The sequence below is a fragment of the Flexivirga meconopsidis genome (genome assembly GCF_026162425.1).
In the GTDB taxonomy this organism is placed as follows: Bacteria; Actinomycetota; Actinomycetes; order Actinomycetales; family Dermatophilaceae; genus Flexivirga; species Flexivirga meconopsidis.
On sequence record NZ_JAOBQJ010000001.1, the window covers coordinates 806,411 to 820,201 of the forward strand.

At 68.5% G+C, this 13,791-nt stretch carries 9 protein-coding genes; 6 read left to right on the top strand and 3 right to left on the bottom strand.

Features of this window, described 5'->3' with window-relative positions; genetic code table 11:
* Positions 1 to 36: 36 nt before the first annotated feature.
* On the bottom strand, positions 37 to 1,692 hold the full coding sequence (locus N2M23_RS03945) for a DNA repair helicase XPB (RefSeq protein ID WP_265443452.1): 1,656 nt from the start codon (positions 1,690 to 1,692) through the stop codon (positions 37 to 39).
* Positions 1,693 to 1,794: 102 nt separating this feature from the next.
* On the opposite strand from N2M23_RS03945, the gene N2M23_RS03950 reads away from it, so the two are divergent.
* From N2M23_RS03950 to N2M23_RS03965, 4 genes are all read left to right on the top strand, one after another.
* Entirely contained in the window at positions 1,795 to 2,724 is a 930-nt protein-coding gene (locus N2M23_RS03950; protein WP_265443454.1) for a hydroxymethylglutaryl-CoA lyase, read from the top strand.
* A 94-nt stretch (positions 2,725 to 2,818) separates the two neighbouring features.
* Entirely contained in the window at positions 2,819 to 4,765 is a 1,947-nt protein-coding gene (locus N2M23_RS03955) for a M13 family metallopeptidase (RefSeq protein ID WP_265443455.1), read from the top strand.
* A gap of 101 nt (positions 4,766 to 4,866) precedes the next feature.
* Positions 4,867 to 6,342: a peptide MFS transporter gene (locus N2M23_RS03960; RefSeq protein ID WP_265443457.1), complete on the top strand. Its 1,476-nt coding sequence runs from the start codon at positions 4,867 to 4,869 to the stop codon at positions 6,340 to 6,342.
* A gap of 26 nt (positions 6,343 to 6,368) precedes the next feature.
* Positions 6,369 to 6,947 carry a GNAT family N-acetyltransferase gene (locus N2M23_RS03965; RefSeq protein WP_265443458.1) on the top strand — a complete coding sequence of 193 codons (579 nt, stop codon included), beginning with the start codon at positions 6,369 to 6,371 and terminating at the stop codon, positions 6,945 to 6,947.
* Positions 6,948 to 7,086: 139 nt separating this feature from the next.
* On the opposite strand, the gene N2M23_RS03970 is transcribed toward N2M23_RS03965, so the two are convergent.
* Positions 7,087 to 9,291, bottom strand: coding sequence for a helicase-associated domain-containing protein (locus tag N2M23_RS03970; protein WP_265443460.1), 2,205 nt, complete (start codon positions 9,289 to 9,291; stop codon positions 7,087 to 7,089).
* Between the two features lie 67 nt (positions 9,292 to 9,358).
* Here N2M23_RS03970 and N2M23_RS03975 point away from each other — a divergent pair, with 67 nt between their 5' ends.
* Both N2M23_RS03975 and N2M23_RS03980 read left to right on the top strand, forming a co-directional pair.
* Complete coding sequence (locus N2M23_RS03975; RefSeq protein WP_265443462.1) at positions 9,359 to 10,996, top strand: AMP-binding protein; 1,638 nt, start codon at positions 9,359 to 9,361, stop codon at positions 10,994 to 10,996.
* Positions 10,989 to 11,924, top strand: a complete 936-nt coding sequence (locus N2M23_RS03980) for an aldose 1-epimerase family protein (RefSeq protein ID WP_265443464.1) — start codon at positions 10,989 to 10,991, stop codon at positions 11,922 to 11,924. Before N2M23_RS03975 ends, N2M23_RS03980 begins: the two co-directional genes overlap by 8 nt.
* On the opposite strand, the gene menD is transcribed toward N2M23_RS03980, so the two are convergent.
* A complete protein-coding gene (menD, locus tag N2M23_RS03985; protein ID WP_265443465.1) occupies positions 11,917 to 13,665 on the bottom strand; it encodes a 2-succinyl-5-enolpyruvyl-6-hydroxy-3-cyclohexene-1-carboxylic-acid synthase in 1,749 nt (582 codons plus the stop codon). The genes N2M23_RS03980 and menD overlap by 8 nt on opposite strands.
* Between the last annotated feature and the right edge of the window lie 126 nt (positions 13,666 to 13,791).

The window sequence follows — 13,791 nt, forward strand, 5'->3', positions numbered from 1 at the left end:
GTCGGGCCGGCGAGCGCGCGGATTCGGCAGAAACGATCAGGTGGCGGGCTGGGCGTCATTCAGGTCGTCGGCGTCGATGATGCGGTAGGCGTATCCCTGCTCGGCGAGGAAACGCTGTCGGTGGGCGGCGAACTCGGCGTCGACCGTGTCGCGGGTGACCACCGTGTAGAAGTGCGCGGCGCGACCGTCGCCCTTCGGGCGCAGCACCCGGCCGAGGCGCTGCGCCTCCTCCTGGCGGGAGCCGAAGGTGCCGGACACCTGGATCGCGACGCTGGCCTCCGGCAGGTCGATCGAGAAGTTGGCCACCTTGCTGACGACCAGCGTGCTGATCTCACCGTCGCGGAACTGCTGAAAAAGCTTCTGCCGCTGAGCGACTCGCGTTTCGCCGGTGATCAGCTCCGCTCCCAGCCGGTCGGAGAGCGTCTCCAGCTGGTCGAGGTACTGGCCGATGACGAGGGTGGGCTCGCCCCGGTGCCGGTCGACGAGTTGCTCCACGACCGAGTCCTTCACGGTCGCGCTGGACGCGAAGCGGTAGCGGTCGTCGGGCTCGGTGGTGGCGTAGGCCATCCGGTCGCTGTCGTCGAGGGTCACCCGCACCTCGACGCAATCGGCGGGCGCGATGTAGCCCTGCTGCTCGATGTCCTTCCAGGGCGCGTCGTAGCGCTTGGGGCCGATGAGCGAGAAGACGTCGGACTCGCGGCCGTCCTCCCGCACCAGGGTCGCGGTCAGGCCGAGTCGGCGCCGGGCCTGCAGGTCGGCCGTCATCCGGAAGATCGGCGCGGGCAGGAGGTGCACCTCGTCATACAGGATGAGGCCCCAGTCGCGGGCATCGAGCAGTTCGAGGTGGGGAAAGACGCCCTTCCGCTTGTGCGTCAGCACTTGGTAGGTGGCGATGGTGACCGGCCGGATCTCCTTGCGGGCGCCGGAGTATTCGCCGATCTCGTCCTCGGTGAGGCTCGTGCGGGCGAGCAACTCGTCGCGCCATTGCCGGGCCGAGACGGTGTTGGTGACGAGGATCAGCGTGGTCGCCTGGGCCTGTGCCATCGCGCCCGCGCCGACCAGAGTCTTGCCGGCGCCGCAGGGCAGGACGACCACGCCGGAGCCGCCGTGCCAGAAGCCGTCGACCGCCTGCTGCTGGTAGGGCCGCAACGACCAGCCGTCCTGCTGCAACGAGATGGGGTGCGCCTCACCGTCGACGTAACCGGCCTCGTCCTCGGCCGGCCAGCCGACCTTGATCAGCTGTTGTTTGATCGCGCCGCGCTCCGACGGGTGCACCAACACCGAGGAGTCGCTGACCTTCTCGCCGACCATTGGCGCAATCTTCTTGTGTCGCAGCACTTCGGTGAGCACGGCCTGGTCGGTCGAGGTCAGGATGAGTCGACCGTCGTCGTCCTTGGTCAGCCGCAGCCGGCCATAGCGGTCCATCGTCTCGGCGACGTCGATCAGCAGCGCGTTCGGCACCGGGTAGCGGCTGTAGCGGATCAGCGCGTCGACGACCTGCTCGGCGTCGTGCCCGGCCGCGCGGGCGTTCCACAACCCGAGCGGTGTCACCCGGTAGGTGTGCATGTGCTCGGGTGCCCGCTCCAGCTCGGCGAACGGCGCGATCGCCCGCCGGGCGTCGGTCGCCTGCGGGTGGTCGACCTCCAGCAGCACGGTCTTGTCGCTCTGGACGATGAGTGGTCCGTCGGTCACGTGGTGAGTCCCTTCGAAGAAAAGCCGCCTACGCATAACGCCCGGCGGCCCGGAATCCTTCCGGGTGCCGCGGCGGTGCGCAGCTAGTGGCAGCATGGCGGTATGGACTTGCCACAGGTCGCGTCAATGCCGACGATGCCCGAGGCGATCACGATCTACGAGGTCGGACCGCGTGACGGACTGCAGAACGAGAAGGCGGTCGTGCCGACCGACGTGAAGGCGGAGTTCATCCGCCGCCTCGTGGACGCCGGGCTGGAGACGGTCGAGACCACCTCGTTCGTGCCGCCGTCCTGGATCCCGCAGCTGGCCGATGCGTCCGAGTTGCTCGCGCAGCTGGGTGAGGTCGGTCGCGGTCCGAAACGGCCGGTGCTGGTGCCCAACGAGCGTGGCCTGGACGGCGCGCTCGCCGCCGGGGTCGGCGCCGTCGCGATCTTCGGTTCGGCGACCGAGACCTTCGCCCGCAAAAACCTCAACCGGACGGTCGAGGAGTCGATCCACATGTTCGCCCCCGTCGTCAAGCGGGCGCGGGAGGCTGGGCTGTGGGTGCGCGCCTACGTCTCCATGTGTTTCGGCGACCCGTGGGAGGGCCCGGTGCCGGTCGACCAGGTCGTCGACGTGTCCCGGCGGATGATGGATCTCGGCTGCGACCAGCTCAGCCTGGGCGACACGATCGGCGTGGGTACGCCGGGGCACGTCACCGAGCTGCTCGCGGCGCTGGACGCCAAGGGCATCCCCGCACAGTCCACTGCTGTCCACTTCCACGACACCTACGGGCAGGCGCTCGCCAACACGGTCACCGCGATGGGCCACGGCGTCACGGTGGTCGACGCGTCGACCGGCGGACTCGGCGGCTGCCCCTACGCCAAGTCGGCGACCGGCAACCTCGCCACCGAGGACCTGGCCTGGATGTGCCGCGGTCTCGGTGTCGAGACCGGCGTCGACCTCGACAAGCTGGTGGAGACCTCGGCCTGGATGGCGCAGCAGCTCGGGCGCCCGTCCCCGTCGCGCGTGGTCAAGGCGCTCGCCGGTTGAGTCATCGGCCGATACCCGCTGCGGAACCTGCAGCGGCCAGCATAATTTGAACCCGCAGCGTGCCTCGTCATACTCAGAAAGAGGAGTGAACGACATGAAGTCCGGCGTGACCCTGGAGAACTTCGACCGCTCGATCCGCCCACAGGACGACCTCTTCGGATTCGTCAACGGAGGTTGGGTCGCGAAGAACGAAATCCCCTCGGACCGTGGGCGATACGGCACCTTCGACAAGCTGCGCGAGGACGCCGAGCAGGCCGTTCACGAGTTGATCGAGGAGGCCGCGGCCAGCAATTCCGAGCCGAACACGCCGCGCCGGCAGGTCGGTGACCTCTTCGCATCGTTCATGGACACCGAGCGCATCGAGAAGATCGGTGCCGGGGCACTGGCCGACGACCTGGAACTGATCGACGAGGCACAGAGCAAGTCCGACCTGCTTCGCGTGTCCGGGCAGCTCACCCGCCGCGGTGTCGACGGGTTCGTCGGCTTCTATTCGGTTGCGGATGCGAAGGATTCGGCGCACTACATCCTCTACGTCATGCAGGCCGGCATCGGTCTGCCCGACGAGTCCTACTACCGCGAGGAGCAGCACGCCGAGACGCGGGAGAAGTACGTCGCGCACATGCGCCGGCTGCTCGGACTGGCCGGCATCCACGAGTCGCTCGCCGATCAGGTGATGGAGCTGGAGACACGGCTGGCCAAGGCGCACTGGGATCGAGTCGCCTCACGCGACGCGGTGAAGACCTACAACAAACTCACCCGGGCTGAGCTGGAAGAAGTCAGCCCGGGCGTCGATTGGGACGCCTGGCTCGACGGCGTCGGCGCCGAGGCGCGCATTCTCGACCCGGTCAACGTCGAACAGCCTTCCTACCTCACCGGATTCGCCGAGGCGCTGCGCGACGAGCCGCTGGAGAAGTGGAAGGCCTGGCTGACCTGGCGCCTGGTGTCGGAGCGCGCGCCATACCTGCACCAGGCGATGGTCGACGAGCGTTTCGACTTCGCCGGGCGCACCCTGTCGGGCATCCCGGAAAATCGCGAGCGCTGGAAGCGTGGCGTCGCCCTGGTCGAAGGGCTGATCGGCGAGGCCGCCGGTCAGTTGTATGTCGACAAGCACTTCCCTCCGCACGCCAAGGAGCGGATGGAGCAACTGGTCGCCAACATCGTGGAGGCCTACCGGCGCGACTTCGAGACGCTGCCGTGGATGGGCGAGGAGACCCGTGCCAAGGCGCTGGAGAAGCTCGCCAAGTTCACCCCGAAGATCGGCTATCCGCAGGAGTGGAAGGACTACTCCTCCATAGAGATTCGCTCCGACGACCTGATCGGCAACATCGCCGCGGCGACCGCCTGGGAGGTCGACCGGATGGTTGACCGGGTCGGCGACGACGTCGACTCCGGCGAGTGGTTCATGACCCCGCAGACCGTCAACGCCTACTACATGCCGGTGATGAACGAGATCGTCTTCCCGGCGGCAATCCTGCAGCCGCCGTTCTTCGACGTCGACGCCGAGGACGCGGTCAATTACGGCGGCATCGGCGGCGTGATCGGGCACGAGATCGGCCACGGCTTCGACGACCAGGGTTCGCGGTATGACGGCGACGGCAACCTCACCGACTGGTGGACCGCCGGCGACCGGGAACGCTTCGATGCGTTGGCTGGCAAGCTGATCGAGCAGTTCAACAGTGTCGAGCCGCGTGACGCACCGGGCAACACCGTCAACGGTGCGCTCACCGTCGGCGAGAACATCGGTGACCTCGGGGGTCTCACGATCGGCTACAAGGCCTTCCAAATCGCGCAGGAAACCGAGAAGTCTCCCGAACTCGACGGGTTCACCCCCGAGCAGCGGTTTTTCGTCGGTTGGGCGCAGGTCTGGTGCGGCAAGGCGCGTGAGGCGGAGGCCAAACGGCTGATCACCATCGACCCGCACTCGCCGATCGATGCGCGGGCCAACGTGGCACGCAATCTCACCGAGTTCGACGAGGCGTTCGGCGTGGTCGAGGGCGACGGTATGTCGCTGTCGGACGATCAGCGGGTCCGCATCTTCTGACACCTGTCATCGGAGCTTTGCCGAGGCCCGGTAGGAGCCAGACCCTTGCGGCAGCGGGGGCATCGGGCTGAACGCATATTTCGATATGCAACACTGCCCCGATGTCTAGCGCACCAACCGACACCCGGACCGCGGCACGCGGAACCGACGACACCCGGTTCTTCGGCCACCCGTGGCCGCTCGCCAACCTTTTCGGCGTCGAGATGTGGGAACGCTTCTCGTTCTACGGGATGCAGGCGATCCTCGCCTACTACATCTACTACTCCGCGGGGGAGGGCGGTCTCGGCTACTCCGAGCAGGTAGCGACCGGCATCGTCGGCGCGTACGGCGGCCTGGTCTACCTGTCGGCGATCGCCGGATCCTGGGTCGCCGACCGGTTGCTCGGCAGCGAGCGGACCCTCTTCGCCAGTGCGATCCTGGTGATGATCGGACACATCGCACTCGCGGCGCTGCCGGGCGTGACCGGTCTCGCCGTCGGCCTGGTGTGTGTCGCGGTCGGCAGCGGCGGCGTGAAGGCCAACGCGACAGTCGTCGTCGGCAGCCTCTACGCCGCGGACGACGAGCGACGCGACGGCGGCTTCTCGCTGTTCTACATGGGTGTGAACCTCGGAGCCTTCATCGGTCCCCTGCTGACCGGCTGGCTGCAGACGAACAAGGGCTTCCACTGGGGCTTCGGCGCGGCCGCAGTCGGTATGGCGCTGGGACTTGCCCAGTACACCATCTTCCGCAGGCAGCTCCCGCAGAGCTCGCACGAGGTCCCGAATCCGTTGCCGCGCAAGCAGTTTGCGCCATACATTGGTGGCGCTGTCGCGGTCGCTGTGGTCATCGCGGTGCTGGTCGGACTCGGCACGATCAACGTCGACAACCTTGCCGACATCGTCCTGTGGATCATCGGCATTGCGGCCGTCGGCTACTTCGCCTTCCTGCTGCGCACGCCACGCGTCACGCCGGTGGAGCGCCGTCGGGTGTGGGCGTTCGTGCCGATGGTGCTGGCCAGCACGGTCTTCTGGTCGCTCTATCAGCAGCAGTTCACCGTGGTGGCGGTCTACGCCGACAAGCGGCTCGACCGCAACTTCCTCGGGTGGGACTTCCCGCAGTCGTGGGTGCAGTCGATCAACCCGGTCTTCATCATTGCCTTGGCGCCGCTCTTCGCGGCGCTGTGGACGCGCCTTGGGCCGCGACAGCCTTCCACGCCAAACAAATTCGCGCTGGGCGTCGGTTTGATGGGCGTCGCGTTCTTGATGTTCCTGCTGATGCCCTCGGGTGCGCAGGCGGCTCCGATCTGGGGGCTCGCGCTGATCCTGCTCGTCTTCACCCTGGCCGAGCTCAACCTGTCGCCGGTCGGCCTGTCGCTGTCGACCAAGCTCGCGCCGGAGGCATTCACCTCACAGATGGTCGGGCTGTTCTACCTGTCGGTGGCTTTCGGCTCGACGATGGCCGGCAAGCTCGGCAGCGCCTACGACTCGGCAAATGAGTCGCCGTACTTCTGGACTCTCGGCATCATTGCAATCGTCGTCGCGGTGCTCGTCGCCGCCGGCAACCGACCGGTGCTGAAGCTGATGGGCGGGGTGCGCTGAGCGTCCCACTCGGGGAAGGAAGGGGTATGGCGCAGCCGGTGCTGCACACCGAGCGCCTCGTGCTCGAGCCACTGCGGGACGAGCACTTGGAGCTGGAGGTTGAACTCGACGCCGACCCGGAGGTGCTGCGTTATCTGTGGGGCCGGGCTCGGGACCGTGACGAAGTGGCCACGTCGCACCTGAAGCGCATCGCGCTCGGGCGTGAGATCGCCGGGCTCGGATACTGGATGGCCTTCCTCCGGGACGAGACGCACGACTTCGCCGGTCTGATGATGCTGTCCCAGGCGCACGGCCCTGATCGGCCGGACGACCCCGCTGTTGCCGAACTCGGCTACCGCATCCCGAAGCACCATTGGCGTAAGGGATATGCGAGCGAGGCATCCCGCGAATTGCTGCGCCACGCCTTCCAATCCGTCGGTATGGCGAGGGTCATCGCGCAGACCATGGCCGTCAATGAGGGGTCACGCGCCGTCATGTCGAAGGTCGGCCTGCGCTACGTGCGGACCTTCCACCCGCACTTCGACGACCCGCTGCCCGGGACCGAGCAAGGCGAGGTCGAATACGCGATCACCCGCGAGGAGTGGGCGCGCCCAACCGTCGACTGACGTCGTTGCGTGGCGAATGACGACGTACGCAATGAGTGGCGTCCTTGCAATGACGTCACTCATTGCCGGTGACGTCAGTGAGCGGCGAAGTACGTCAGTCGCTGACCCGTGGCGAGCATCCGGGCACACCGCGCGCGAGCTAGGCAGGCACCACGCCGGAGATCCGGTGGATCGAGAAGGTGCGGCGCTCGTTGCCGTCGCCGACCGACCCGGTGGCCCGGCCGCCCTCGACGCGCTCGGGCCGAAAGAGCGTGCGGCGCAGCTCGCCGTCGGTGTCGACGAAGCCGATCCAGACCGGAGCACGGTCGGCCACCGCATCGTGCAGACGGGTGAGGGTCACGGTCGGATCGGTCGATGGGATGCGTGGACCTTCCTTCTGCGCGGCCTGCGCTGCAACGGCATCGCCCTGGCGCAGCCGGGTCAGCAACTGGTCGATCACCCGGTCGTCGACGCTGTCCAGCCGGACGCCTGCCGAGCTCTCCCGGCGTTGCGGTGCGCGCGGATGATCGCGGCCGGCGTGCACGACGTGTCCGTCCGCACCCTCCGCAACCGGTGAATACCCGTGCTGCCGAAGCATTTCCAGCACCGTGCCGGGGTGCGCAGGGGAGACGACCACCGTCGGGGCGATCTTGTGCAGCTGCAGGGGTGACAGGCGTCGGTCGGCGACGACGGCGTCAAGCGTGGCGGCGTCATCGTTGCGCAAATAGCACCCAGCCGCGCCGATGCGGGTCTGGCCGTGCCGCCGGCCGGCGTCGAGGATGAGGTACTCCAGCGGCTGCGGTGCGGGGGTGCGGCTTGCGTCCGACAGTTTCGCGATCAGCTCGGCGGCGGGTATGCCGGTGTCGAGCGCCCGTCGCACGCTGCTCTCGGTGAAGCGGTAAACCGTTGCTCCGCCTCGGGATTCGACGTCGGCAGCAAGTTGCATCAGCCGCCGTAGGTCCTCGGTCAGCGGTCCCGGGGCGATAGCCGTCAGGTCGGCCTGCAACAGCACGTGATCCACCGCGACCGGCAACGCAGCAGCGATGGCGGCCGCCGCATCGCCGCCGTCGATCAGCGCACGTCCCGGCGACGACAGCGCACCCCGCCCGGTGATCCCGAGCCAGGCCGCCTCGCGCAGCACCTCGTCGGCCCTGGTGGGCGCTCCCTCCGGCAGCCGGAGCGGCCTGCGCCAGTGGAGCATCGCATCGACGAAATCTGTTGCGGCGACTGTGCCTTCGTCCAGGTCGTGCAGGATCTGCAGCACATCCAGCCGCCGGTTGCGCATCATCGGCCAGCCGACGTCGGTGCTGAGCACATTGATCACGCCGCCCTGGGGTGAGTTCGTGCCGGCCAACGAGGGAGCACGGGCGGTGTCGAGCCAGGCCGCGGCCAGAGTGGCCCAACGCTCGGCCGGAGCCGCGGCGGCCCATTCGTCATACAGCCTCGTGGGGAGCCAGCTCGGTTCGAAATCACCGTCCGGGCCGAGCAGCCCTGCGGCGTAGGCGATCTCGATGACGAACGCTGCGAGTGCGGGGGTCGCCTCGAGGGCGGTCGCCGCTGCCCGGTGGTCGCGCACGCTGAGTCCGCCTGACCGCAGCACACGTGGCGGATCCGACTCCCACAACAGTGCGAGGGCCTCGACCCGCCACAGCAGCTCGAGTGTCTCGGCACCGGCCGCTGCGTCGACGTCAGTCTGGGAGAGCACGGACGCGGGCACCGTCGGCGGGGTCAGGCCGTCGCGGTAGAGCCGGCCGCCGCGCAGCGCGAGCCCCACTTCCCGAGGTATGACGATGCCGTCGTCGGTCGGCGCGGCGAGGCCCGCCTGCACCAGCTCGTCCCGGATGCTGCGGGCCGACTCGCCGTCGAAGCTGGCCCGAGGACTGCTCCAGCGGAGACGGTCGACGGCGGACCGCGCCGCGGGCGAGAGAGTTTCGTAGGCAGCGGGTGCGTCCGGGCTGCGATCGCGCACCCCGAGCTCGCGGACTGTGGGCCCGAGACGCGCTGGTGTGCCGAGGATCTCCGGCACGGCACGGGCGGCGCGATAGCCTTCCGGGCTACGCCAGACGAGCGCGCTGTCCCAGAGTCTGGTGAGCGCGGTCCGCACAGCTCGGGCCGGCGCGTCCAGGAGGGCGGCGGCCTCGTCCTGGCCTCCGACGACCAGCGCCTCGAGCACCCGCAGCTGGTCCGCCGTGAGGTTCTCCAGTGCGCGCTGCACGCTCGCGCGGGTCGCGGCGCGAGCGGCCAGCGCAGTCACGTCGGCCGGCGCCGGCCGGGCCAGGTCGCGCCGTGCGCGCAACAGGGCGCGCAGTTGCTCGTCGCTGCGCGCCCGGATGTCGTCGGCGAAGCTGCGTGCGGATCGGGGCACCCCGGAAGCCTATTCCGCCGCGTCCACTTAAGCTGAACGTGTCGCCGGTCACATGAGGAGTTGCAGCATGTCCACCACCGCCCAACCGTCCTACGCCAGCGGGATCTCCGACACGCCACTGCTCGGCGACACGATCGCCGACAACCTGCGGCGCACCGCCGAGAAGCACTCCGGGCGCGACGCGCTCGTCGATCTGCCCAGTGGTCGTCGCTGGACCTACGCCGAGTTCGACAAGGCCGTCGACGAGCTCGCCAAGGCACTGATGGCTGCGGGCATCGACAAGGGCGACCGCGTCGGCATCTGGTCGCCCAACTGCCCGGAGTGGACCCTGCTGCAATATGCGACCGCGCGGGTCGGTGCCGTCCTGGTCAACGTCAACCCGGCCTACCGCTCCCACGAATTGGCCTACGTCATCAAGCAATCCGGTATGTCGATGCTCGTCAGCGCCATCCAGCACAAGACCTCTGACTATCGATCGATGGTCGAGCAGGTGCGCCCCGATGTGCGTGACCTCAAACAGGTCGTCTACATCGGCGACCCGAGCTGGGAGGAGCTGCTGGCGAAGGCGTCCTCGACGACCGACGACGACCTCGCGACCCGGTCGGCCGGGCTGTCCGCGGACGACCCGATCAACATCCAATACACCTCGGGGACAACGGGTTTCCCCAAGGGCGCGACTCTCTCGCACCACAACATTCTGAACAACGGCTACTTCGTCGGTGAGCTCGTCGGCTACACCGAGCAGGACCGGATCTGTCTGCCGGTGCCGTTCTACCACTGCTTCGGCATGGTGATGGGCAACCTGGCGGCGACTTCGCACGGCTCCTGCATGGTCATCCCGGCGCCGTCGTTCGAGCCGGCCGCAACCCTGGAAGCCGTTGCGGCAGAACGCTGCACGTCGCTCTACGGCGTGCCGACGATGTTCATCGCCGAGCTTGCCCTGCTGGACAAGGGTGAGGCGTCATACGACTTGAGCACGTTGCGGACCGGCATCATGGCCGGCTCGCCGTGCCCGGTCGAGGTGATGAAGCGGGTCATCGCCGAGATGAACATGGGTGAGGTTGCGATCTGTTACGGCATGACCGAGACGTCGCCGGTGTCGACCATGACCCGCACCGACGACGACCTGGCCCGGCGCACCGAGACCGTCGGTCGGGTGATGCCGATGCTCGAGATCAAGGTGGTCGACCCGGCGACCGGGTTGACCGTGCCGCGCGGTGCGACCGGGGAGTTCTGCACCCGCGGTTACAGTGTGATGCTCGGCTACTGGGACCAGCCGGACAAGACCGCGGAGGCGATCGACCAGGCTCGCTGGATGCACACCGGCGACCTCGCCACGATGGACGATGACGGCTACGTCGCGATCGTGGGCCGGATCAAGGACCTGGTGATCCGCGGCGGCGAGAACATCTACCCACGCGAGATCGAGGAGTTCCTCTACACCCATCCGGCAATCGCCGACGTGCAGGTCGTGGGCGTGCCCGACGAGAAGTACGGCGAGGAACTCATGGCCTGGGTCATCATGCGATCCGGCGAACCGCCGCTCGACGCCGAGGCCGTGCGCGCCTTCGCCGACGGCAAACTCGCGCATTACAAGATCCCCAAGTACGTCCACGTCACCGATGCATTCCCGATGACCGTGACCGGAAAGATCCGCAAGGTCGAGATGCGCGAGCAGGCCAAGGAGATCCTCGGGAATGCCTGAGACAGAAGCGCTTTCGCCCTCCGGCGAACAATGGACGATCTCCTATGGCGAGCAACGGCTGACGGCGGTCAGTGTCGGCGGCGGCATCCGTGCGTATGACGTCGCCGGCCGCCCGGCGCTGTTCGGCTACCCGGTGGATGCGAGGGCGGACGGCGGCCGTGGGCAGCTCCTGATGCCCTGGCCGAACCGGATCGCCGACGGTCGCTACACCTTCAACGGCAAGGATCAGCAATTGCCGCTGACCGAGCCGGCCAAGCTCAACGCGTCGCACGGCCTGGTGCGGTGGGCGAACTGGCAGCTGGTGGAGCAAGCCGACTCCGCCCTCATCGTCGGCTACCGGTTGATGCCATCCCCGGGCTGGGACGCGATCCTCGACTTGCGAGTGCGTTACCAACTCGGCGACGAAGGCCTGACGGTGACCCCGTCGGCGACCAACCTCGGCGCCGCGCCGGCGCCGTTCGGGTTCGGCGCGCACCCTTATCTGACGGTCGGCGAGGACGCCGTCGACGAGCTTACTTTGTCGCTACCCGCCGCGCAGTTCCTCACCGTCGACGACCGGTTGCTGCCCACCGGCCGCGCGTCGGTCGCCGGCAGCGACGTCGACTTCCGGTCGCCCCGGCAGATAACGGGGGCTGTCATCGACACGGCGTTCACCGGGCTGACGGCGGGTGACGACGGGCGGTGGCGGATCAGCGTGTCGGACGGCCGACGTCGTACGACGCTGTGGGCGGACGCCGCCGACTTCGGTTACGCGCAGGCGTTCACCGGGGACAGCCTTCCGTCCGGACGCGCTCGCCATACCGGCGTGGCGGTGGAGCCGATGACCTGCCCCGCCGGCGCATTCGCCACCGGGGAGGCGCTGATCGTGCTCGAGCCCGGCGCCACCTGGTCGGCGAGCTGGGGCGTCCGGTCCGAGGAGGTCAACTGAGGGCCGCGTCGACTGCGTCGCCCAGCTGCCGGCGGAACTCCCGCTGACCGGTCCGCGGAATGCGCACCTCGCAAACCCGAATCCCCTTGCCCGGCCTGCTGATCCGGTCGGCGAGGGCCTCCTGGTCGTCGATGATCTCGTGGGGGACCCCATGGGCGGCGCACAGCTGCCCGATGCTGGTGTCGGTCGGGGTGCCGAAGATGCGTTCGTAGGGTCCGGAGAGTTCGGGTTTGCCGGACTCCAGGGTGGCAAAAATGCCGCCGCCGTTGTCGTTGATCACGACGATCGTCAAGTGCGGGCGGGGCTCGTCCGGGCCGATCAGCAGCGCGTTGGCATCGTGCAGGAAGGTGAGATCACCGACCATCGCGACGGTCGGGTGCGGCGCGTGCGCGAGCGCGAAGCCGATCGCGGACGAGATGACGCCATCGATGCCGGCGAGGCCCCGGTTGGCCACCGCGACCACACCACGGGCAACCTCTCGCGGGTCGCGTGCGAGGTCCAGGTCGCGGATCGTGTTGGACGACCCGAGGTAGATGCCCCCGCGCTCCGGCAGGTTGCGCGACACTGTGCGGGCGACGGCAGGCCCGCTGGGCCAGCTCGACTCGATCAGCGGAGCAGCTGTCGCCGACACGACCTGCCCGGCCGCACGCCACGCTGACGCCCACGCACGGTCGGCGCACGCGGAGACCGCCTCGTGGCTGCGTTCGATGTCGTCCCAGTCGTGGACGCGCCGCACGACGTGGCCCGGGTCGGACCACGAAGTGAGCGGGGTGACCGCTTCGACGGTGACCGCCGGATTGCGCAGTAGCGCAACGACTTCGCGGTCCAGGGTGACGCGGCCTCCGACGAGCACCCGCTCGGGAAGGTGCTCCTCGAGCCAGCCGTGAGCGCGGAGCAGGAGCGGCCCGTGCGGGGTGACCCGACCGCGTCGGTAGGCGCCGAACGGCTCGGCCAGCATCGGCCAGCCCGCCGCATCTGCCAGCTCCGACAACTCGGCCGCGTCCTGCGGGTCTGGCAGGTCACCGAGCAGCACCAGGGTGCGTGGCACGGGCGCGATGCCGGGGCCCTCGACTGCGGACTTCTTGTGCGAGTGCGGGTTTCGCAGACTGAGCCACGCCTCGCCATGCGGGCGGCCGGCGAGTGACTCGGGCCAGTCGGGAGCATCGGTGTTGCCGATGTCAGCAGTCGCATCCGGCACGAGCGGTTCGCGCAACGGCACGTTGAGGTGCACCGGGCCCGGATCCCCCGACGGGTAACCCTGCGACTCGGCCATGGCGCGTCCGATGACCGACCGCCAGATCGCCTGCTGTCCGTTGCGGCGCTCCGGAGTGCCGAACTCGTGGAACCAGCGCGTCGCGCCGCCGAAGATCTTCACCTGATCGGTGGTCTGGTTGGCCCCGGTGCCGCGAAGCTCCTGCGGCCGGTCGGCCGTCAGCACGATCATTGGCACGTAACCCTGCGCCGCTTCCAGCACCGCGGGGTGCAGGTTGGCGACCGCGGTCCCGCTGGTGGTGATGATCGGCACCGGCAGCCTGGTCGCCTTGCCCAGCCCGAGCGCGAGGAACGCGGCCGCGCGTTCATCGACACGCACATGCAGTCGCAGTCGGCCCTCGCGTTCGGCTGCCTCCGCGGCATACGCCAGCGGTGCGGAGCGCGAACCCGGCGCCAGGACGACCTCACGGACTCCCTGCCGGATCAGCTCGTCGAGCAGCACGGTCGCTATCGCGGTGGAAGGGTTCACCCGAGCATCCTGCCGCACCGGCCTGCGGCCCCGGTCAGTCACCCGCCGCCAGTCGGGCGTGCATAACGCGAAACGGTTGCGGCTTGTGCACGGTGGGTGGGGTGGTGGCGTGCATAACGCGAAACG

What these genes read in the sequence shown, in the direction of transcription:
- N2M23_RS03950 (WP_265443454.1), top strand. Translation starts at nt 1,795, where the DNA reads ATGGACTTGCCACAGGTCGCGTCAATGCCGACGATGCCCGAGGCGATC.
- N2M23_RS03955 (WP_265443455.1), top strand. Translation starts at nt 2,819, where the DNA reads ATGAAGTCCGGCGTGACCCTGGAGAACTTCGACCGCTCGATCCGCCCA.
- N2M23_RS03960 (WP_265443457.1), top strand. Translation starts at nt 4,867, where the DNA reads ATGTCTAGCGCACCAACCGACACCCGGACCGCGGCACGCGGAACCGAC.
- N2M23_RS03965 (WP_265443458.1), top strand. Translation starts at nt 6,369, where the DNA reads ATGGCGCAGCCGGTGCTGCACACCGAGCGCCTCGTGCTCGAGCCACTG.
- N2M23_RS03975 (WP_265443462.1), top strand. Translation starts at nt 9,359, where the DNA reads ATGTCCACCACCGCCCAACCGTCCTACGCCAGCGGGATCTCCGACACG.
- N2M23_RS03980 (WP_265443464.1), top strand. Translation starts at nt 10,989, where the DNA reads ATGCCTGAGACAGAAGCGCTTTCGCCCTCCGGCGAACAATGGACGATC.